Here is a 21,297-nt window from a genome sequence, read left to right on the forward strand (position 1 = left end):
TTGCTTTTTATCCTTCTCTTCTGCCCTCTATGCCGTTTCTTTTCCTTACGGTTTGATACCCCATTATTCGTGAGGAGCATATAGGGTTTACCAAGTTCCGCGCGATATATAATTGTGAAAGCCTTAGGAGCCACATCCATTCGCATTGGTTTAACAGTTCACCTTTGCTCGACTCCTTACCATTTTGGTCGAAGCGTTTCAGCCTATTTCGCTTTCTCCAGCGTAACGATTCCTACAGTGATTCACTTTACGTTCTCCATAGCTTTCTTACTCTAGCAGTTATCCCAGTTTTAGGCTTCTCGGATTTCCACATTGTCTTGTGAGCTTTCTAACCCAGACGTTACCATCTACGCTAGTCACAATAGAGTTACCCCGAATGGATGGGGTAGCCTTGCGGCAATATATCAAGCGACTTCTTGTCGCACCTGTATCCCTCTGTCAGAATGGTGTATGAGTCCTCCATCCAGCAGGCTTGAATAGTTTGATAGCATTATCAAGTGCTTTTATACATAGTGACGTTTTCATGTTGTCAGCAGTGGCCCATCCTACTATTTCTTTAGTGCATATGTCTTTTACCGCTGCAAGATATAACCACCCTTCACGGGTGCTAATATAGGATATATCGGTAACCCAAACAGTATTTGGTTTATTTATATTGAAGTTCTGATTTAATAGGTTATTTGCTACTGGAAGATTATGATTTGAGTAAGTAGTTGCTTTAAATTTTCTCTTTCTTATTAAATATAATTTATTATGTTTTTGTATGTTATATAGCCTTTTACGGCTGCAATGAGGGAATTTCTCTCTTACATCAGACAGCATTTTATCAAGTTCATAAATACCTTTATTTTGATCATGACTATTTTGGGCCACTTTTAATATTTTTTCATTTTCGAGTTTTCTTTTACATTTTGAGTCATTTTTCCAGTTATAATAACCGCTCCGTGACACATGAAATAATTTGCACATCTTTTCAACCGAATGCACAGAGCATTGGGCTTTAATAGATTTATAAATTACTTTCGGTTGTCCTGTACAAAGAGTGCAGCAGCTTTTTTTAATATATCAACTGAATCCTCCAAATCATCAATTCTTTTCTGTTTCTCCTTAAGTTCATCAATTCTTGATTTCTCAGGATCATGTTTTCTATTGTCTTTATTAATCCAATTTCTTACCGCCTGATCACTTATGCCGAGATCCTTTGCAACACTGCGTACAGATCTTCCTTCTTTAGTTACTAATCTCACTGCATCAGCTTTAAACTCACTATTATATCTATTACCGTTACTTGACATTTTTTCCTTCCCTCCATATGATTATTATAACTAACTCATATGTGTACTGTAATTCGGGTATAGGTCAGGGTGTACTGATTATAAAGATAGAAGTGTAAGATCATTTTTTGAAGAAAAACCTAAAGAAAATATTAGTATAGAGACCATACATGCTGCAAAAGGAAAAACGTATGAAGCTGTGATGTTAGTATTATCAGCAAAATCTAAAAAGGGATCGATTAAACAGATAGCAGAATTACCACTTTGTGATGAGGAAATTAGAATCTTAAAATGCTTTAATTTATTCTATTATAATAAAGTTATTTTTTGTAGTGCAGGAGCAAGGCAGGAATACAAAATAAATCACTTAAAAATTTATTTTGATTATATATTCCATACATGTAAAGTGTTATAATATAAAAAGATTTAATATACTGGAGGGGGTTAAATGAAAAATATAAAGAAAAAAATTAGTTTACTTATTAGTATCTTATTTATTGTCAGTATTTTTCCTATTTCAAATTTCAATGTTAATCAATTTATTTATGATAACAATGTTTATGCAGATAACTTACCCATTAATAACCCGACATCATTAAGTCTAAGCGAGACCTCAGATACATTACCAGTAGGAGGAACAGATACTCTAACAGCATTATTAGTAACTCCAGGTAATGCTACTAATAGTGATATTAATAATGCTGTAAAATGGACATCTTCTAATATTAATGTAACAACAGTAGACAGTACAGGAAAAGTAACAGCAGTAAGTGCAGGTACTGCTACTATTACTGCAACTCTTGGAAACAAGAAGGCTTCTTGTACTGTAACTGTAAATACTCCTGTAACATCAGTAACTCTAAACAAGACTACAGATATTCTAACAGTAGGAAGTACAGATACATTAACTGCAACAGTAGCTCCAGATAATGCTACAAACAAGGCAGTAACATGGTCATCTTCTGATACTAATGTAGCAACAGTAGACAATACAGGAAAAGTAACTGCAGTAGATGCAGGTACTGCTACTATCACAGTGACTACAGTAGATGGAAGTAAAACAGCAAGTTGTACTGTAACTGTAAATATTCCTGTAACATCAGTAACTCTAAACAAGGCTACCGATACACTAACAGTAGGTGGAACAGATACTTTAACAGCAACAGTAGCTCCAGATAATGCTACAAATCAAGCTGTAACATGGACATCCTCAAATAATGCTATTGCAACAGTAGATGCTACAGGAAAAGTAACAGCAGTAAGTGCTGGTACAGCAGCAATTACAGTAACAACAGTAGATGGAAGTAAAACTGCAAGCTGTACAGTAACTGTAAATAATCAAAATATAACAACACCAACAGTAAAAAGTATAAGTGTAGATAAAAGCACAGTTACTAGTGGAGATATGATAACCGTAACATTAAATGCGGAAGGTTCCATTTCAGGTCCTATTACTATATATTATGATCCACCATCAGGAAATGCAAGAAAGGTTGTGATTTTATCTAAAAATAGCAATGGTACCTATAGCGGGTATATCTCTATAGGACAATATGATGCTGTAGGATTATGGAAAGTTGATGGTATACTGTTAACTGATGTTGCAGGCAATAGCATACTAATAAATAATACAGAATCAAATCCTCCTTATAGAACAAATAATACAACAGATCTAAGCAGTGGTGATTTTACAATTAAAGGGACAGTACAAAATATAACAACACCAACAGTAAAAAGTATAAGTGTAGATAAAAGCACAGTTACTAGTGGAGATATGATAACCGTAACATTAAATGCGGAAGGTTCCATTTCAGGTCCTATTACTATATATTATGATCCACCATCAGGAAATGCAAGAAAGGTTGTGATTTTATCTAAAAATAGCAATGGTACCTATAGCGGGTATATCTCTATAGGACAATATGATGCTGTAGGACTATGGAAAGTTGATGGTATACTGTTAACTGATGTTGCAGGCAATAGCATACTAATAAATAATACAGAATCAAATCCTCCTTATAGAACAAATAATACAACAGATCTAAGCAGTGGTGATTTTACAGTTAAATAGAATATATTGAATTGAACACAATGCCAATTAAGTTGAATTGGATAAATAAGAGCAAAGTCTTAATATAAAAGGCTTTACTCTTATTTTTTCTGTTTTAAACTTTAATTTTAGGTTCTGTTAAAGAATAATGTTGAAATTATAATAAAGATTAAAAGGAACGTCTATAATTAATTATAACGGGTTCCTTTAGCTCGTCTAATAAGAAAATTACGTACAAAAATCATTTCTAAATATTTATAATTAATATATTACACTTGAACTAGTCGTTTGCCTAATTCAAATGCCTTCTTACAATCTTGTGGAAATACTTCTTTCTTACGCTTTGCCTTTTCATTAACATTAAAAGCTGTTGCAACATATTTTGAATAATCATCAAATTGATAAGTATCAGTTACAAAAAGTGATTCTGCTTTTCCGAAAAATCTTTCCACTAAAAATTCATTATATTTAAGGGATTCTTTCCATTTTGTTTGTTCCAATTTTTGTTCATTAACTCTAAATGTATAAATTAATCCTACTGAAATTCTTTTAGGAAAAAGCGAAGAATAATTTTCATCATAAACTAGATATGGAAAAATTAATCGTTCCATAAAAGATTTCATTTCACCTGTAATTGATCCTAAATAAATTGGCGAACCAAGAATTATAGCATCTGCGTTCTTAATTTTTTTTAGAATTGGACTTATTTCATCATTTCCTGTAATTGGTGGGTACTCTATTAATGATGCAGACGAACTGATGAAAGACCCCGATAACTACAATTACAGAGGTATATCATGGTTTAAAAAGTTAGATGATAAACTATTCAAAAATCAAAACAATAAATGAAATTTATGAGTTAAAAGTTAAATCCTTAAACTCTTTTATATTGACACCATAGATTGAAAACATTTTTTCTTCTCCTGATAATTATATTTCAGCTTTATAATAAAAATGGGCAGCTGGAACTACCCATTTTTAGTATGATATTTATGAATCTTTAGTAGCACTAACTTCCTCTAATGTTTTTGTGCTGAGTATAGCAGAAATGCTGTCAATAATATCATTAAATTCACCCTTCTTGTACATTTCGACTAGCTTAAACCTTTGTATTTTGCCGCTGGTAGTCTTAGGAATAGATCTTATGGGAATTATTTCATCTACATTTATACCAACTTGTTCCTTTATTATTTCTTTTACATCTTCAGCAAGAGCTAAGAAATCTTCAATTTTCTTTTTAAAGCGTAAAAATATAATCAATTTTTCTTTTTCAATTACTTTATCCTTTAATCCACAGACAACTATTCTTCCACTGACAATTCCTTCTATCTTTTCACATTTCTTTTCAATATAATGTGGATAGTAAGTTATACCATTAATTCGAATTATATCTGTTGCTCTCCCTATGACAACTATTCTTCTGTTTTTTATAAAACCTAAATCACCAGTGCTAAGCCATCCATCTTTATCTATTATTTTTTTCGTAAGCTCTGGATTATTGTAATACTCACCTGTAACATTGCCTCCACTAATTTGAATATGACCAAGCTTGCCTTCATCTAAAGCATTTCCATTATCATCAACTATTCTGATAGTACAGTTTCTTACGCTGTATCCTTCAACCACTAATTCCATGACTAACTCAGAATCTTCATCCTTTTTTAACTCAATGATATCTTGACCCACACCCAAAGAATCCCTTCTCACATATACACATGAAAATTCTTCATCGGCAGGTGGAAATGCCACAGCTAAACTGGCATCTGCCATACCATAGACAGGATACATAGCAACTCTTTTTAAATTATATCTGCTTAATTTATTTAAAAATTCATTGATTATATCCACTGAAATAGGCTCAGCTCCATTAAATACCTTTCTTACACAGCTTAAATCCCATTCAGGATATTCTTTATCCTTTAAATTATCTAAGAAATATCTAAATCCAAAGTTAGAAGCTGCTATAATTGTGGCTCTGTGCTCGTTAACTTTCTTTATCCACAAAACCGGATTTCTTATGAATAATGTAGTTGGCATTAAGCATTGATCAACATTGAGAACCAATGGCATAAGATGAAAACCTATAATACCCATATCATGGGCTAAAGGCATCCAACTCAAAGTTACATCTTCATCGTTGCCCTTAAACCCTTTAATAATGTCTACTATATTAGTCAATAAATTTTTATGAGTTAAAACTACTCCTTTGGAATCTCCAGTAGTACCAGATGAAAATTGTATAAATGCGATATCCTCAGGTTTAATATCTTGTACTACCCCGATTCCTTCCTCTTTTATTACTTCCTCCATAGAAATAGAATTATCCTTTAAGCATTTAAACACTTTCTCAAAACTCGTATCTTTTGCATAATTATCTATGCTTTTTAAACATTTTTCATCTATAATTATTTTAGGACTTTTTAGCTGACTAAATATTTTTAAAACCTTTGATCTGTTTTCCTTATAGGTTACACTAACAGGAACAGGGATTATTTTTCCCAATATACATGCCCAAAAAGTGTAAATAAACTGCTCATTTTCATCCTCTTTTATTTGTAATATCAGTTCATCACCTGGTTTTAATCCACAAGCCTGAAGATTATATAAAACCTGTACAGCCTTATTATATATATCCTTATAGGAAATATATTTCTCCTGATTTTCTCCTTTTATAAGAAAAACTCCTCTTTTGAAACTACTTTCAGCTGATTTAATTAAGCTTTCAGCTAGGGTAAACACATTATTCAAATTCTACACTTCCTTACATTAATTTATTTGAAAAAAAATTAAAACTAAGTTTCTCGTAAGAAGCCTGTCTTTCGCTCTTGCTTAAGTATGAACTATTAGTAATTTTCACTAATCCAGATGAATTAATATACTGTGTAGCAAAGGTATCATCAAGTCTTATAACGTTGTTTGAATTCATTTCAGTAATAATTGTTTTGCTTCTTATTTCATCTGATTTATCATATTTATTCATATCTTACACAAAAGATACTTTATATTCTGTATTTTCGAAAGAATAGGTTGGCAGCGGAAATTTGATTATATTTCCTAGATAAAGATTTCTAGGATTATATGCTGCTCTAAGAGTATATAGCCTTGCTAGTGCTGCTAAAAATGCTTTTTCAGAATTAATTCTAATGTTTTCATGTAAAAATGCTACCTGTATACTTAACAATGTTTTATGCAATAGTGTTTTCAGAATTACTATTAAAAATATAGATATTTGAATTTATGATATAACAATCATTAAATTTTATGTTATATTATTTAATTAATTATCTAAATTTTAGAATAATATAAATTATATGTCAATATTTTTTTGCTATTTTTTAATTTTATTAACAATATTATTATACTACAAATATTTGCCAGTTTTTTTGTTCCAGTTTTTATTATAAATTACATATCAGATCATTCAATAGAATTTACAAATTAATAACCTTTATTTAACTTTAATCGATATAATTATTATAAAATTAACAATGACTTAATTCATTGAAAGGTTCTCTTACATTATTTAAAAAGAGTCTGATTTATTACAAAGATTAGATAGTATAAAGGCAGTTAAGAATTAAAGATAATTAACTGGGGATAATAAATATGAAACGAATCTTTGTTAGGAGATGAATTTATGTCAAAAATAGAGGATGCGATCGAAAGAATTAAAATTCTTGAATGTCCTACAGGTGAAGTAGAAAATAGAATTGCAGGAATACTTGAGGATTACGGAGTTGCTAATAGAAGTGAAATAGAAGTGAAAAGACATGAAGAATTAAATATAAATGGAGCAGAGGAATTTTGTGCGAAGATATCAGGGACTAATAAGCAATCTATAATAGTTTTAGCAAATTCGGGGATGGATGATTATGTAGCTAAAGTTACAGATGCTTATATAAAGTATTAGTTTTATATATACACTTAAGTATTTTACACTTAGTATAAGATATAAAAGTTAGTTTATTCAACCAATAAGCTTATTAAAATTTTCCCACACTTTTCCCACAAAAGTTCTGATAACCATAGTTTTGTTTAGAAAGTAGAAGTAAGTAAAGCTAGTAATATCAACATTTATAGGAAAGTGCAGAAAAATAAAAATATATAAAAATAAATCACGGGTTCGATTCCCGTTGGGGCTACCAAAGCTTACATAAGCCGGTTTACAGAGTTTGTAGACTGGCTTATTTTTTTATTTTCCCAGTGAGTAGTAAGATACACAAGATATGTTACAAATTCTCAAATTGATTCGCAAAGCTATATAAAATATCAGGCATATAATTGCCTTGTTCTATAAATGACTTTCCAAATTCGCTTATCATTTTTCTCATCTCTTCAAAAGACAAGGGCATATCGTTCCTAAGCCAGTCTACCATAATCGTAGAAACTCCTGCAATTTGATACTTTATTGAATATTTATAATGTAATTCGTTTAATTTGTCTATAGTTGTATGTTCTTCTTTATACAGATGTACTAAATATTTTATGAATTTCTCAAATCGTTCAAGTATTAAATAATAAGGCCCAGCTTTGATAATTTTTAGTAAAGGCTCACGATGCTTCTTCAAGTGTGCAAAGAGGAGATCATTAAGAACATCATTCTGATTATTACCCTGTATTTTTTTTGTTATTTCTAGACGCTCTTTAAATATATAATCCAAATATTTGATAATAATATCATCTTTACTTTTATAATTCCTGTAGAAAGTCTGTCTGGCGACTCCTGCTTTTTTTGTAATGTTGGTAATTTTAATCTTATCGTAGGGTGTTGTCTCCAATAATAAAAGTAAGGCCTCTAAAATCCATTCTCTTGTCCGCTGAACTTGTTTATTTACCAAATTTTTTTGATGCAACACTTTCACCTCTTTTGTCTATTTTCGTGGATAAAGTCCTCATTTTAATTGAACTTTGTTTTTACTTATACTATAATTTATTCCATCACTTGGTACAAGTGTAAATTGTAAATGGAGGTTGATTAAAGTGAAGAAAACTCATATTGCAATGATTAACGTTTCTGCTTATGGACATATTAATCCAACACTAGCCGTTGTATCAGAGCTCGTTAAAAGAGGCTATGAAGTGACTTATCCAACAACTGAAGAATTTATGCCTGCTATTAGGGAGTCAGGGGGTACTCCTTTTCTCTATCATTCCAAATTAAGTCAATTAGATCATGTAAAGATAATAGAAGACGTAAAAATGAGAGATAAAAATGTCCCAATTATGATACTTGAAGAAGCCATATCTACTTTTTCACAATTGGAGCAGTTGTATAAAGATGATCTTCCTGATTTAATTCTGTTTGATTTTATGGCATTAGCCGGAAAATTGTTTGCTGCAAAGCACGGCATAGATTCAGTACAGCTATCTTCTTCCTATGCTCAGAATGAGCATTTATCAATAATATCTAATTTCCCTAACGAAGTAATAAAAGAATTGGCGTCGATGCTTGAGGTTTTTTCTGAGAAGGAAGGAATTGCAGGTTTATCTGTTCAGGAATTATTAGGTTCTGAAAAATTAAATATTGCCTTTTTACCTCGGGCTTTTCAGCCTAAAGGTGATACCTTTGATGAACGCTTTCTTTTTGTTGGTCCGTCTATCGGAAAACGCAGCTATCATGAGAGTCTGTATATCGATGGGAATAATGATCATCCTGTAATGTTGATTTCACTAGGTACTATTTTCAACCCATGGTCAGAATTTTATAAAATGTGCATGGAAGCTTTTCGTGATTCTAGATGGCAAGTTATCATGTCCATAGGGACAAAGATTAATCCAGAAACTTTGGGAGAGATTCCAAATAACTTTACTGTTCGCCAGCAAGTTCCACAGATCGAAATTCTTCCATATACAGAGTTATTCATCACTCATGGTGGCATGAACAGCACTATGGAAGCGTTGAACTATGGTGTGCCAATGGTTGTTATTCCACAAATGTTTGAACAAGAAATAACCGCCCGTCGGGTAACTGAATTAGGATTAGGGCAGCATTTTCTACCAAATGAAGTAAATGCTCAAGTCTTACAGAAATCTGTTCAACAAGTTTCAACGGACAAGCAATTGAAGAAGCGGGTGTATGACATGCAGCAGAAAATTCAAGAAGCAGGCGGAGCTAAAAAAGCAGCTGAAGAAATTGAAAAGTTTTTAAATTAAAAAAAGAAAGAGGTATTTTGGCTTAAAATTTTAAATATCAAATATAAAAAATAGATGTATAATAAAAATTCCTTACATTTGTTTTTTATATTTAATGCTTAAGAGGTAGAAAAATTTATGGAATATAGTAGTATAAATTATGTATTAAGTATACCAGATTCTATATATTATTATTGTTATCAATACTGTAAGTTATGACTATATACTGCGAATAATTTATTTGAAAAAATTTAATTATTGATAAAAAAATAATGTCATGTTATAATCACACCAAATATATATGAATTATATGAATAAGGCAGCAGTAACATAAATAATTGTTTTAAAAATTAATCAGAGAAAATTTATATAATCAGCGAATGTGAAATTGTTATTGCTGTATTATTTTTTGAATGTAATGAAATGTTTGTAAAATAGAGAAATTATAAAATATTATGCAAAAATATGAGGGGAATGAGTTAAATGGCTAAACAAGTTGATGTAGAAAGGATTAAAAATATAGCAGAAGGATACCATCGTAATGGAGATTTTTACTGTTCTGAATCCGTCGTTAAAAGTATAAAAGATGAGTTTGAGTTACCAATACCTGACGATATCATTGCAGCAGCATCAGGATTTGCAGTAGGTATTGGAGGTTCTGGATGCACGTGTGGTGCTGTTACTGGTGGAATCATGGCATTAGGACTTTTTTTCGGAAGAACTGAAGCTAAAGATAAGAAAGTTGAGAAAGCAAAGGCTCTTTCTAACGAACTACATGAATTTTTTAGAAATCGTCATAAGTGCTTATGTTGTAGAGTACTAACAAAAGGAATGGAAATTGGTTCATCTGAACATAAGGCACAATGTGTCTCATTTACAGGTGAGGTTGCTAAGGAAGTAGCTAAAATTATTATTAGGGAGTCAGGTAATAAGTACATAGAAAAGGAGAATTCAAATGAAGTATAGAGAGTCAGAAATGCCAATAGAAGAACTATGGCAATCATTTTTTAATCCAGTAGACATTCTTAAACAAATGGGTGTAGACAAAAATATAAGAATTTTAATTGATATAGGATGTGGTTATGGTACGTTTTTGTTACCAGCTACTGAACTTGTAAGTGGGAATGTTATTGGAATAGATGTTGATGAAAAAATGATAGAGGTCTGTGGGAATAAGATACAAGATACTAGCATTTCAAATGTTCACCTAATTAACGGTGATATTTCTAAAGAGGACACAATAGAACAATTAAAAAAATATAAGGCTGAAATTGATTATATAACATTATTTAATATTATCCATTGCGAAAAACCATTAGATTTACTTCAAAGCGTTTATGATGTTTTAAACAAGAATGGCAAAATAGGGGTTATACATTGGAAATATGAAGAAACTCCAAGAGGACCATCAATGGAAATAAGACCTAAACCTGAAACTATTATAGAATGGGCTTCAAAGGTAGGATTTACTTTGAAGAATCAGATTGACCTTCCACCTTATCATTTTGGTTTGGTGTTTGTAAAATAAATTAGGGATAAGAGAATATGAAAGTTTGGCTTATGAAATGGTTAAAAGAGGTGCCGATACCATTGAATTAGCTTTTTTTGTTGTACTTTATTTTTAGCGACATATACTGGTATTATTTCTGTAAATAAAATTAATAATTTGTTAACATTTTTTATATAACTAGTCAAAACTAATATATAAAATCACTCTAATCTTGTTTTAACTAAAATCACTTTGTATATCAAATAAATCCAATCGGAAATCTATTATTAAAACAAACATTAATCAATAAAAGTAATTATAACTAAAGATAACCGATAATTTGATTTTATATAATACTTAAGTATAATTAATAAAAACTAGTTATAATAAAAGGAGAAAAAAGATATGTGTAATTGTGGTTGTCAACATATCGAACTAACGTTTAAAGATAAAGAATTTTGTAAAGAACAAATAAAAAAATATTCGGGAAAGATAAAAAAACTTTCTTTAGTCACAAGTGATAAGAACTACGTAGAAACTAATAGCGATATTAATTTAATGCAAATATTCTTGTTATTCTTTAAGATAGGATTTACAGCCTTTGGTCCTTCCATGATAATAGAAACAAAAAAACATATTGTAAAAAAGTTAAAGTGGATTAATGAAAAAGAACTTCTTGAAGGACTTGCACTTGCACAACTAATACCTGGAGCAACCTTTGTTTCTCTTGCTATTTATATCGGTTATAAATTAAAGGGATTATTGGGTGCCATAGCAAGTTTCATAGGGTTTATTTTTGCACCATTTTTTATTATGTTAGTGTTGTCATTGCTATATTTTAAGTATGAAAATATAGCATTTGTAAATGTTTTATTTAAAGGACTTGGAGCTGTAGTTGTTGCACTTATATTAAATGCTGTATGTGATTTGGCTAGAACAACAACTACTAATATCCAAACAATTATAATAGCTGTCACCGCTTTTATAATTTCTATATTATATAATAACATTTTTTTTATCTTATTTATTTCAGCACTGATGGGAATAATGCTTATTCCTAAAAGTACAGAGGATATGAAAAATACATACATAATTGAGAAAACTAAAATACAGTGGAAAAATATCATAATAATTTGTATCACAATTTTAATTTTTTTTATTCTAACTGCTTTTAATAAAGAACTATTAAGTATTGCAGGAACATTTTTTAAGATTGGAACATTGGCATTTGGTAATGGTTTTACAATGATTCCACTAATACAGCAAGAAGTTGTTAACACTAATCATTGGCTAAACCTTAATCAGTTCATGGTTGGTGTGGCACTAGGCCAAATGACACCTGGACCAGTAACTATTACAGCTACGTTTATAGGATATAAGGTTATGGGATTGATAGGTGCGGTAGTCGGAACTCTATCAATATATGCATCATCTTTTCTTTTTGTAGTAATCACCTTTAGAATTTATACAAAAATTAAGAAATATACTTGGACAAATTCCGTATTAAGTGGATTACTTTCATCTTTTGTAGGGATTATGACATTAGTAGTAATAAATACAGGAAGACATGCCATTATTGATATTTATACTTTAATATTGTTTGTATTATCCTTTATTATGCTGCAATTTACCAAATTAGACTCTAAGTTAGTAATATTAGGTGGTACAATATTATATCTCATAATTTATTATTTAAAATAACGATAGTATAATAACTAAATATATGATATTTTTAATAATAACCTTTAGAAATGACAATAGCTTTTAGTAAAAATATTTAATAATAATATTATTTATATCTATTTTTTATGAATGAATTTATATCCTATATTTTTAAATATCACCGATGATTATTTTATTTAAATAAAGGTGTATAATTAAGAGAGGATTCTATGTCAAAAGTATTGAAAGGAGGCATAACCTGAAAATAACAGGTTAATTATGATGAAGACAGAAAATATATTTAGATTAACAGTTGATGATTTATTTAAAGAATTGAATTCTTCGATTAAAGGTCTAACAAATAGTGAGGCAAGATCAAAAATTCAGAAATATGGTTATAATGAAATCAAAGAAGTAAAAAAGTCATCACTTATATCCAGATTTTTAGCTAATTTTACTCATCTATTAGCAATACTGCTTTGGATTGCTAGTATATTATCATTTGTTGGAGGTATGCCTCAGCTTGGATGGTCAATAGTATTGGTAATAATAATAAATGCGCTATTTAGCTTTTGGCAGGAATTTAAAGCCGAACAGGCTACAGAAAGCCTTAAAAAGATGCTTCCACCCTATGTAAAGGTAATTAGGGATGGACATCAGCAGCAAATGCTTGCTAAGGAATTGGTACCTGGCGATTTGATTTACTTGGAGGAAGGCGATCATGTACCTGCTGATGCAAGACTTATCGAGGCATTTGAAATGAGAACTATAAATGCTGCTTTAACTGGTGAATCGGAACCTGTAAGAAGAAGCTCAGATGTTGTTCTGGAAAGTCAAGTAACCCTACTTCAGTCACCTAATATAGTTTTCATGGGGACAAATGTGGCATCTGGTACAGGCACTGCAGTTGTTTATGCAACAGGTATGGAAACGCAGTTTGGGAAAATTGCGTCACTGACACAAAACATAAAAGCAGAACAAAGCCCGCTGCAAAAGCAGTTGACAAGAGTTGCTAAATTTATAGCATATCTTTCACTTGTAATGGGAGTGTTTTTCTTTCTGCTTGGATTAATAATGGGAAGATCATTAGTGGACACATTTATGTTTGCAATAGGTATAATTACTGCAAATGTACCTGAGGGATTGCTTCCTACTGTGACTCTGGCACTTGCTATAGGTGTGCAGAGAATGGCAAAGAGACATGCTCTAGTAAAGAAGTTGTCAAGTGTTGAAACACTTGGTGGTGCAACGGTAATATGTACCGATAAAACAGGTACATTGACTCAGAATGAAATGACAGTTAGAGAAATATGGACACCTAATGATTATTATACAGTAAGTGGCGTAGGATATGAGCCAAAGGGAGATTTTTTAATAGAGGGGAATAAGGTTGACGAAAAAAGCTTTCCCGATGATTTGTCACTGCTTTTAAAGATAGGTTTGATTTGCAATAACAGCAGAATAGTAAAACCTTCTAGTGATAACCCTTCATGGAACATAATTGGTGACCCAACTGAAGGTTCCCTTGTTGTATTAGCAGGAAAAGCCGGATTCACTAGAGAAGATATCCTTAGAGAATATCCAATAATTTCTCAGCTGCCTTTTGATTCAAGACGCAAGAGAATGAGTTCTGTGCATAATGCTGGAAAAGATGTTTATGTATTTACAAAGGGTGCACCAAAAGAGACTATTTCAGTTTGTAGTCATATCTTTAAGGGAAAAGATAGAATCGAAAAATTAGAGAAAGAAGACATTCAAAAAATTATAGAACAAAATGATAAATTTGCCCAGGCAGGTTTAAGAGTTCTGGCAATGGCTTATAAAAGGATGTATAAAAAGGATGAAGATTATAAAGTAGATAATACTGAAAACGATTTGGTTTTTGTGGGGCTTACAGCTATGATGGATCCACCAAGAACTGAAGTAGAAAAAGCGGTTAAACATGCTCAAAAAGCAGGAATAAAAATAATAATGATTACAGGAGACTATGGTTTAACAGCAGAATCTATAGCAAGAAAAATAGGAATTATAAAAGGCCTTCACCCAAGAATAATTACAGGAAATGAGCTAGATAAAATATCAGATATAGATTTAAAAAATGAATTAAAGGACAAAGAAATTATTTTTGCTAGGGTCGCACCTGAACATAAGATGAAGGTTGTATCAGCTCTTAAAGAAATGGGTGAGGTAGTTGCTGTTACTGGTGATGGAGTAAATGATTCCCCAGCCCTTAAGAGGGCTGATATAGGTATAGCAATGGGAAAATCAGGCACAGATGTTGCAAGGGAAGTTGCAACAATGGTATTAACAGATGATAATTTTGCAAGCATAGTAAACGCTATAGAAGAAGGAAGAGCAGTATATGATAATGTTAGAAAGTTCATAACTTATATATTTGCTCATTTAACTCCTGAAGCTATACCATATATACTGTTTTCGCTGTTTAATATACCACTCCCTATAACAGTAATGCAAATACTAGCAATTGATCTTGGAACTGAAACATTGCCAGCGCTTGCCCTGGGTGTTGAACTTCCAGAACCTGGAATTATGGACAGGCCTCCAAAATCACCGAAGGAAAAACTCTTGAATTTTTCATTATTCTTTAGAGGATATATTTTACTTGGATTAATAAATTCAGCAGCAGTTCTAGCAGGATATTTCTGGGTATTGCATAATGGGGGATGGCACTGGGGACAGATTTTAACGGCTGACAATCTACTTTCAAGAAAAGCAGCTACTATGAGCTTTTTAGGAATTGTAATTATGCAGGTAGCAAATGTGTTTGCTTGTCGTACAGAAGTTGCATCAATGTTTAGTATAGGAATGTTTACTAATAAACTTCTGAATGCAGGCGTAATTTTTGAGTTAGCTTTAACTGCAGCTTTAATATACACACCATTTTTGCACAATATATTTGATACGTATCCGGTACCTTTTACCTATTGGTTGTTTTATATACCTTTTATACCAATTTTAATTGGAGCAGAAGAAATAAGAAAGCTGATTTCACGTAAAAAATTAGAAAATATAAAGGGGTAGAAGGAGGTGACAGACTCTCTTTTGAGCCGATTTTTAATGATTATAAAAGGCTAATAATGTTTTTCATATGGGTATTGTTAATCATTCCATTTTATCTTTGGGATAGACAGCGCAGATTGTAGGCTTTTGTGTAATAATGTTATAAATTTTCCTAGGAGTAATTCCTGGAATTGGAAGTATATTTAACATGATTTTTATTGGAATTTTTGTTGATCTAATAAATAATATCGGAATATTAAAAACACCAGGAAGTATGTTAGGTAAAATACTAATGCTTATATCAGCCATTATAATTATGGGAATTGCCACATATTTCTATTTGCAGTGGCAATTGACCCTTCTGTACAATTTGCATTTAAGATTGGGAAGTATGATTCTAAAAAAGCTCAACATATGAACTTGGTAGACTTATATAAATATATGTGTAGCCATTATCATTTGAAAATATAGATAATGGAAAAAGGTACATCCTATTAAATGTACCTTTTTCCATTGAAGAATTCTAAACTCAAAAAGCATAATCTTTTTTTACTATTAATTTTGCTGATTTTATAAAATTTCCATCAACAAATATATTAGCAGCATATACCCCAAGTGTATTAAAGGTTAAATTAGTTAGCCTATAAATTTTATTTTTATCTGGTTTTGAATTATCTTCAAAAGTATAGGTTTCTGAAGCATAAAACTTTCTTCCGTCCTCATCAATAAAGTCTACATGTATTTCCTTTGGTGGATCTTCAAAAATTGATTTTTCAAGAAGCACAACAAAGGAAGTTATTTTTAAATGAGTTGGAAAATATTTTGAACCAATTTCATTATAAATACCTACTACATTCATTTTACCTGTAGTCTGATCCATATAAGCTGAATCACAGAAAAATGCACCTTGTACTTCCATTGACATCGCTCCCAATCCATATTATAAAAATTTGAATTATAACTTTGTTTTATATTATTATAATACATTTATACAAAATATTATAAAGTTATTTTCAGATAGACTCCAGCTGATTACTAGTTCTTACAACATCTACAGAGAGCTTTAAAAGATACAGAAAGGTTAGTACATTTAAAAGCGAAGTAAATATAGTTATTGCATTATATAAAATCGAGTTTAAACCATTAAACTGATTGAATAAAACTACATGAGTATTTATATAAATTATTAAAGTAAATAAAGCAGATAATAATAGTAATCTTTTATCTTCAGCATATATATATGCTAAAATTGAAATAATAACAGCTGCAAACATATATCTTTCATGCATTCCTACAGAAAAATTAAAAACACCTACAACTTGAATGAGGGCCGCAATGTATACATAAGATCCATTTTTAGCTTTTATATATACAAAACCTGAGAAAAGTGTAATGAGTACAATGAAAAACATCCCCCAGGTGTGGTAACTGAATATAAACATAGTTGTTGTATCCTTAGTCATATTTGCTCCAATTAAACCAAAAAAATTAAAGGCGTTATCAGAAGCATAAGGATATTCCCCTATGGTATTTTTGTAAAGATTAAAAATCCAGATTACATTTCCGTTGCTTATAGAAAATGGCAATATGATAATTAATGCGGTTATTAATGCTGGTAATACACAATATAAAATACTTTTTAAATTTTTTCTTCTTATAAGTTCAAACAGAAGAAGGGGAAGAAGTATTATTCCCTGGGGCTTCATGAGTACTGCCACTGTAAATAAAATGGAGGAAAATATAAGCCTATTTTCAGACAATAAGAATACTGAAAGTATAACTATAAAAGCAAAGAGTGAATCTGTCTGTCCCCAAAGAGTTGAGTTTATTAAAACAGCTGGATTAAAGATGTAAAAAGTACTTAATAGTATGGCAAGTTCTTTTGAGATACGTTTGTTTGCTGTTTTATATATGAAATAAGCAGATAAAATGTCTGCAATTATAGAAGGTATTTTAAGCAGCAGATAATAATATTTACTAAGCACAGGCATGCTGGCAAGCTTTCCGATTATAGATAAAATGTAAATATATACAGGTGGATAATCTATTGAAGAGCCATTGCCATATACTGTGAGAAGATTATTTGCAGCTAGAGTGGCCCATCTTTTATATAGATTAATATCAAAAGGTTGTCCATCTATAAGTAATCCAAAATAAATACGCAATAGAATACCTATTACAATTGTACCTGATATAAGTGTACAAACATCTGAATTTTTAAATTTTACTTTCTTACGAACTAAAATTAGATATGCTGATACAAATAATATAAAAAACAATATACAATAAGCTATAAATACAGGAGAATATTTACTATTTAAATTATTGTTATTTCCATAGGCACTATTCATATTTCCATTTCTGGGATTCCCATATTGGTTATTACCAGTATGGGATGTATTAAATTCTCCTCTTGGTGGTTTGAAATTTTCCCCATTAGGCTGTGTTCTTGAATCAGCTATATTAGGTTGATTTTTTTGATATTCTGCATTGGCTTGATTTTTTGAATTATTTATATCCTGATAGTTTTTAAAATTATTATCTCTTTTAAAGGAACTAGTAAATCTAGAATTTTGTCCGAATGTATTGGAAGCAGTATTACCATAATTTAATATGGCGTAAATACATAAGCATCCTAATAAAATAGTTATGAGTACTATAACTATTTTTAATAAGTTATTTTTGATGAATTTCATGATGAGGCCTCCTTATATAATTCCTATTAATAAGTATAGACAGAAATTATTGAATTAGTATGAAAAATTTATGTGAATTTTGTGTGATACATTTTTTAAATTTTAATCACATAAAGTTCACATAAACTTTTGATATTTATCCAGTAAAACTTAAGTATAATTTTCACATAGGCATTAGATGAGAAATGTGTATTAAACATTGATGGATATTTTTATATGATGACTAGCCGCTGTAACATTTCCGCCGCACTCTGTGAAAGCGATTCACACAAAATTAAAGATTTTGGTTCTCTGCTTTTCTTTAAGGGGGGGATAACAGCGGCACGTCCCTAGATAATTCATCTAAACTGAGTGGGAGAAACAAACTCCCACTCAGTAAGATTCATTGATGATTATGCCTTGTAAAAATAATTGTTACTTATAGTATATAAGAAGGAAGGGAAAATATTAAATGAAAAAAATAAAATTTACGAAAGAAACAATTGCACTAATAGTAATTATATTAATATCTGCCATATTGAATTTTGTTAACTTAGGTATAGAAGGATATAGTAATTCTTACTATACTTCAGCTGTAAAGAGTATGACCATGAGCCTTAAAAATTTCTTCTTTGTAGCTTTTGATCCAGCTGGCTTTGTAACTATTGATAAGCCTCCTGTGGGTTTTTGGTTTCAGGCAATATCTGCTAAGATATTTGGATTTAATGGAGTAAGCATATTGCTTCCGTCAGCATTAGCAAGCGTAATATCGGTTATATTGATATACAAAATTGTTAAAAGAGCCTTTGGAAGCATAGCGGGATTAATTTCAGCGTTATTTCTTGCCATAACACCTGTTTTTGTAGCAGTTAGTAGAAATAATACCATAGACAATATACTTATACTGTTTTTATTATTGGCATGTTGGATGCTTTCCATTGCAGCAGAAAAGGGGAAGTTTAAATATATCATATTAAGTATGATACTTGTAGGTGTAGGATTTAATGTAAAGATGCTTCAGGCTTATCTTGTAGTCCCAGCTATATATATAACATATCTTCTAGCTACTACAATTTCCATAAAGAGAAGGATTATTAATATTGTAGCTGGAACCGTTGTACTGTTAGCAGTTTCACTGTCCTGGGCAATGGTGGTTGATTCCGTACCTACCTCCAGTAGACCTTATATAGACAGCAGTACAAATAATACTGTACTGGAACTTATAATTGGTCATAATGGAGCTGAAAGATTTTCTCTCAGCAGTTCTGATAATGGCAATGGTGGAGGAGGTGCTCCAGGAGGGATGCCGAGACAAGGTCAATCAGATGGAGGTTCTCAGAGAGGTGGATTTAATGGAAATTTTAAGGACATGCCGGGAAATCCACCAAGTGGCAATGGAAGCAGTACAAGTTCCTCAGGTCAAAGTGACAATAGTCAGACTGACACTAGCCAGAGTCAGAATGAAGGCAATAACGGCAATTTTGGCGGATTTAATGGTGGGACAGGAAATGGACAAAATCCAGGAGGATTTGGAGGTGGCCCCAATGGTGGTGAACAGGGAAGAGGATCATCAGGAGGAGGTTCATCACAACTTCAAGGTGCTTTTGGTGGAGAAACAGCCTCAGGTCTTACAAGACTATTTTCTAAAAACATACTTTCAGATCAGATAGTTTGGTTTATACCATTAGCTGTAATAGGATTTATAGCAGCAGCTATTAGGGAAAAGTTAAAATTTAAACTGGATAATAAGAGGAAGCAGTCTTTAGCATTGTGGTTCCTTTGGTTTTTACCAGAATTCATATATTTCAGCTTTAATAAAGGAACATTCCATTCCTATTATTTAACAATGTTAGCACCACCAATAGCGGCTTTAGCGGGAATAGGAATTACTTCTATGTGGAAGCTGTATAAAGAGGGCGGACGGAAAGCTTGGTTCTTACCAGTAGCCTTGATAGTTAATGGCGCAGTTCACTTACTTATGTTATACTATTTCATTAATTCATCTAATATTATAAAAATATTAATAATATTAGTATCGATTTTAAGTATTATACCAGCTATAATACTTAGTATGTTGAATGTATTAAATAAAGAAAAAGTAAATATTGAGGAAAGGGAAAAAAATTGGAGTCTGAACAATAGATTTAATTTAAAGAAAACTCTGGTATCATTATCCATAGTTGGTCTTTTAATAACTCCCTTTGTTGGATCTTCTGCTGTTTTAACTACTAAATTGAATGGATCTTTTCCAGCAGCGGGTTTAGAACTGTTATCAAGTAATAATCAGCAGGGACCAGGTGCTGGCGGTTTTCAAGGCCAAGGTATGACAGCTTCTAATGGAGATACGAAGCTTATAGAACTTTTACAGAAAAATAAAACAGCTAAGCAAAAGTATTTGCTTGTGGTTTCAAATTCTAATTCCGCGGCGGATATAATAATCAACACAGGGGAACCTGTAATGTCACTTGGTGGTTTCCTTGGCAATAATAAGGCAATTACTTTGGAGCAATTCAAGAAACTGGTTGTTAATGGAGAAGTAAGGTACGTAATGGTAGGTGGCATGGGGCAGGGTAATGGAAGCAGCGAAATAATGAATTGGGTTAAACAAAATGGTAAACTTGTTTCTTCAAGTGAATATAGTGACTCAAGTAGAGCGCAAACAAATGCAGACAATAATATATCAAGTACAACTAATTCACAGGCATCAGTGGATAATACAAATACTACTGAAAATAATGAGGCTGCTGGGAATGAAGAGAGTAATGCTATGGATAATAGGAGAGGTGGAAATTTATCACAGCAACTTTATGATTTAAAATCATATACTGACTCCAATAATTAATATAGTTGTTAGGATATAGTTTTCTAAGTAAGTATAAATATTGATATTTTCTAATTTGGAGTAAAACTAGAGTATAATTAACTGAGGAGGAAAAACAGCTTTCTTCTCAGTAATGTTTATGATAAAATATTTGTGAAACTTGTAGTTATCAT

General features: G+C 31.3%; 18 protein-coding genes. 9 read left to right on the plus strand and 9 right to left on the minus strand.

All coding sequences use genetic code 11. The features are described from left to right. Nucleotides 1-438 precede the first annotated feature (438 nt). Both CLOPA_RS08580 and CLOPA_RS08585 read right to left on the minus strand, forming a co-directional pair. Nucleotides 439-1,062: an IS3 family transposase gene (locus CLOPA_RS08580; RefSeq protein WP_155241888.1), complete on the minus strand. Its 624-nt coding sequence runs from the start codon at nucleotides 1,060-1,062 to the stop codon at nucleotides 439-441. Further along, nucleotides 1,017-1,295, minus strand: a complete 279-nt coding sequence (locus CLOPA_RS08585; protein WP_015615036.1) for a transposase — start codon at nucleotides 1,293-1,295, stop codon at nucleotides 1,017-1,019. Before CLOPA_RS08585 ends, CLOPA_RS08580 begins: the two co-directional genes overlap by 46 nt. A gap of 181 nt (nucleotides 1,296-1,476) precedes the next feature. Here CLOPA_RS08585 and CLOPA_RS08590 point away from each other — a divergent pair, with 181 nt between their 5' ends. Together CLOPA_RS08590 and CLOPA_RS23675 are read left to right on the plus strand one after the other, a co-directional pair. Further along, nucleotides 1,477-1,689 (plus strand): hypothetical protein, encoded by a 213-nt coding sequence (locus CLOPA_RS08590; RefSeq protein WP_041710847.1) that lies wholly within the window; start codon nucleotides 1,477-1,479, stop codon nucleotides 1,687-1,689. Between the two features lie 33 nt (nucleotides 1,690-1,722). Further along, nucleotides 1,723-3,345, plus strand: a complete 1,623-nt coding sequence (locus CLOPA_RS23675) for an Ig-like domain-containing protein (protein WP_015615037.1) — start codon at nucleotides 1,723-1,725, stop codon at nucleotides 3,343-3,345. 248 nt (nucleotides 3,346-3,593) lie between these two features. On the opposite strand, the gene CLOPA_RS08600 is transcribed toward CLOPA_RS23675, so the two are convergent. The 4 genes from CLOPA_RS08600 to CLOPA_RS24965 all read right to left on the minus strand — a co-directional run bounded on the left by CLOPA_RS08600 (nucleotide 3,594) and on the right by CLOPA_RS24965 (nucleotide 6,505). Further along, a complete protein-coding gene (locus CLOPA_RS08600) occupies nucleotides 3,594-4,085 on the minus strand; it encodes an NAD(P)H-dependent oxidoreductase (protein ID WP_080648297.1) in 492 nt (163 codons plus the stop codon). 229 nt (nucleotides 4,086-4,314) lie between these two features. After that, nucleotides 4,315-6,063, minus strand: coding sequence for an AMP-binding protein (locus CLOPA_RS08605; protein WP_242834323.1), 1,749 nt, complete (start codon nucleotides 6,061-6,063; stop codon nucleotides 4,315-4,317). A gap of 22 nt (nucleotides 6,064-6,085) precedes the next feature. After that, nucleotides 6,086-6,304: a hypothetical protein gene (locus tag CLOPA_RS08610; protein ID WP_015615038.1), complete on the minus strand. Its 219-nt coding sequence runs from the start codon at nucleotides 6,302-6,304 to the stop codon at nucleotides 6,086-6,088. Nucleotides 6,305-6,307: 3 nt separating this feature from the next. Further along, nucleotides 6,308-6,505, minus strand: coding sequence for a hypothetical protein (locus CLOPA_RS24965; RefSeq protein ID WP_155241890.1), 198 nt, complete (start codon nucleotides 6,503-6,505; stop codon nucleotides 6,308-6,310). A 456-nt stretch (nucleotides 6,506-6,961) separates the two neighbouring features. Between CLOPA_RS24965 and CLOPA_RS08615 the strand changes: the two genes are divergently transcribed. After that, on the plus strand, nucleotides 6,962-7,234 hold the full coding sequence (locus tag CLOPA_RS08615; protein ID WP_015615039.1) for a hypothetical protein: 273 nt from the start codon (nucleotides 6,962-6,964) through the stop codon (nucleotides 7,232-7,234). 319 nt (nucleotides 7,235-7,553) lie between these two features. Here CLOPA_RS08615 and CLOPA_RS08620 read toward each other — a convergent pair whose 3' ends face one another. Further along, complete coding sequence (locus CLOPA_RS08620; RefSeq protein ID WP_041710849.1) at nucleotides 7,554-8,177, minus strand: TetR/AcrR family transcriptional regulator; 624 nt, start codon at nucleotides 8,175-8,177, stop codon at nucleotides 7,554-7,556. Nucleotides 8,178-8,304: 127 nt separating this feature from the next. Here CLOPA_RS08620 and CLOPA_RS08625 point away from each other — a divergent pair, with 127 nt between their 5' ends. The 5 genes from CLOPA_RS08625 (at nucleotide 8,305) to CLOPA_RS08645 (ending at nucleotide 15,649) form a co-directional block, all read left to right on the plus strand. Further along, nucleotides 8,305-9,477, plus strand: coding sequence for a macrolide family glycosyltransferase (locus CLOPA_RS08625; RefSeq protein ID WP_015615041.1), 1,173 nt, complete (start codon nucleotides 8,305-8,307; stop codon nucleotides 9,475-9,477). A gap of 462 nt (nucleotides 9,478-9,939) precedes the next feature. Next, a complete protein-coding gene (locus tag CLOPA_RS08630) occupies nucleotides 9,940-10,422 on the plus strand; it encodes a C-GCAxxG-C-C family protein (protein WP_015615042.1) in 483 nt (160 codons plus the stop codon). Continuing rightward, a complete protein-coding gene (locus tag CLOPA_RS08635) occupies nucleotides 10,412-10,984 on the plus strand; it encodes a class I SAM-dependent methyltransferase (RefSeq protein WP_015615043.1) in 573 nt (190 codons plus the stop codon). The genes CLOPA_RS08630 and CLOPA_RS08635 overlap by 11 nt, the downstream gene beginning before the upstream one ends. Before the next feature lie 366 nt (nucleotides 10,985-11,350). Further along, on the plus strand, nucleotides 11,351-12,646 hold the full coding sequence (gene chrA, locus CLOPA_RS08640; RefSeq protein ID WP_015615044.1) for a chromate efflux transporter: 1,296 nt from the start codon (nucleotides 11,351-11,353) through the stop codon (nucleotides 12,644-12,646). A 240-nt stretch (nucleotides 12,647-12,886) separates the two neighbouring features. Beyond that, nucleotides 12,887-15,649 (plus strand): cation-translocating P-type ATPase, encoded by a 2,763-nt coding sequence (locus tag CLOPA_RS08645; RefSeq protein WP_015615045.1) that lies wholly within the window; start codon nucleotides 12,887-12,889, stop codon nucleotides 15,647-15,649. Between the two features lie 508 nt (nucleotides 15,650-16,157). On the opposite strand, the gene CLOPA_RS08655 is transcribed toward CLOPA_RS08645, so the two are convergent. Beyond that, complete coding sequence (locus CLOPA_RS08655) at nucleotides 16,158-16,547, minus strand: DUF6941 family protein (protein WP_015615046.1); 390 nt, start codon at nucleotides 16,545-16,547, stop codon at nucleotides 16,158-16,160. 94 nt (nucleotides 16,548-16,641) lie between these two features. Next, nucleotides 16,642-18,324, minus strand: coding sequence for a glycosyltransferase family 39 protein (locus CLOPA_RS08660; RefSeq protein ID WP_015615047.1), 1,683 nt, complete (start codon nucleotides 18,322-18,324; stop codon nucleotides 16,642-16,644). Nucleotides 18,325-18,775: 451 nt separating this feature from the next. On the opposite strand from CLOPA_RS08660, the gene CLOPA_RS08665 reads away from it, so the two are divergent. Then, the gene (locus CLOPA_RS08665) at nucleotides 18,776-21,145 is read left to right on the plus strand and encodes a glycosyltransferase family 39 protein (RefSeq protein WP_015615048.1); all 2,370 of its coding nucleotides are present in this window, start codon (nucleotides 18,776-18,778) and stop codon (nucleotides 21,143-21,145) included. The last annotated feature ends 152 nt before the right edge of the window (nucleotides 21,146-21,297 follow it).

The sequence above is a fragment of the Clostridium pasteurianum BC1 genome (genome assembly GCF_000389635.1).
Taxonomy (GTDB): Bacteria; Bacillota; Clostridia; order Clostridiales; family Clostridiaceae; genus Clostridium_I; species Clostridium_I pasteurianum_A.

What these genes read in the sequence shown, in the direction of transcription:
- CLOPA_RS08655 (WP_015615046.1), bottom strand. Translation starts at nt 16,547, where the DNA reads ATGGAAGTACAAGGTGCATTTTTCTGTGATTCAGCTTATATGGATCAG.
- CLOPA_RS23675 (WP_015615037.1), top strand. Translation starts at nt 1,723, where the DNA reads ATGAAAAATATAAAGAAAAAAATTAGTTTACTTATTAGTATCTTATTT.
- CLOPA_RS08665 (WP_015615048.1), top strand. Translation starts at nt 18,776, where the DNA reads ATGAAAAAAATAAAATTTACGAAAGAAACAATTGCACTAATAGTAATT.
- CLOPA_RS08645 (WP_015615045.1), top strand. Translation starts at nt 12,887, where the DNA reads ATGATGAAGACAGAAAATATATTTAGATTAACAGTTGATGATTTATTT.
- CLOPA_RS08635 (WP_015615043.1), top strand. Translation starts at nt 10,412, where the DNA reads ATGAAGTATAGAGAGTCAGAAATGCCAATAGAAGAACTATGGCAATCA.
- CLOPA_RS08590 (WP_041710847.1), top strand. Translation starts at nt 1,477, where the DNA reads ATGTTAGTATTATCAGCAAAATCTAAAAAGGGATCGATTAAACAGATA.
- CLOPA_RS08585 (WP_015615036.1), bottom strand. Translation starts at nt 1,295, where the DNA reads ATGTCAAGTAACGGTAATAGATATAATAGTGAGTTTAAAGCTGATGCA.
- CLOPA_RS08610 (WP_015615038.1), bottom strand. Translation starts at nt 6,304, where the DNA reads ATGAATAAATATGATAAATCAGATGAAATAAGAAGCAAAACAATTATT.
- CLOPA_RS08660 (WP_015615047.1), bottom strand. Translation starts at nt 18,324, where the DNA reads ATGAAATTCATCAAAAATAACTTATTAAAAATAGTTATAGTACTCATA.
- CLOPA_RS08615 (WP_015615039.1), top strand. Translation starts at nt 6,962, where the DNA reads ATGTCAAAAATAGAGGATGCGATCGAAAGAATTAAAATTCTTGAATGT.
- chrA (WP_015615044.1), top strand. Translation starts at nt 11,351, where the DNA reads ATGTGTAATTGTGGTTGTCAACATATCGAACTAACGTTTAAAGATAAA.
- CLOPA_RS08630 (WP_015615042.1), top strand. Translation starts at nt 9,940, where the DNA reads ATGGCTAAACAAGTTGATGTAGAAAGGATTAAAAATATAGCAGAAGGA.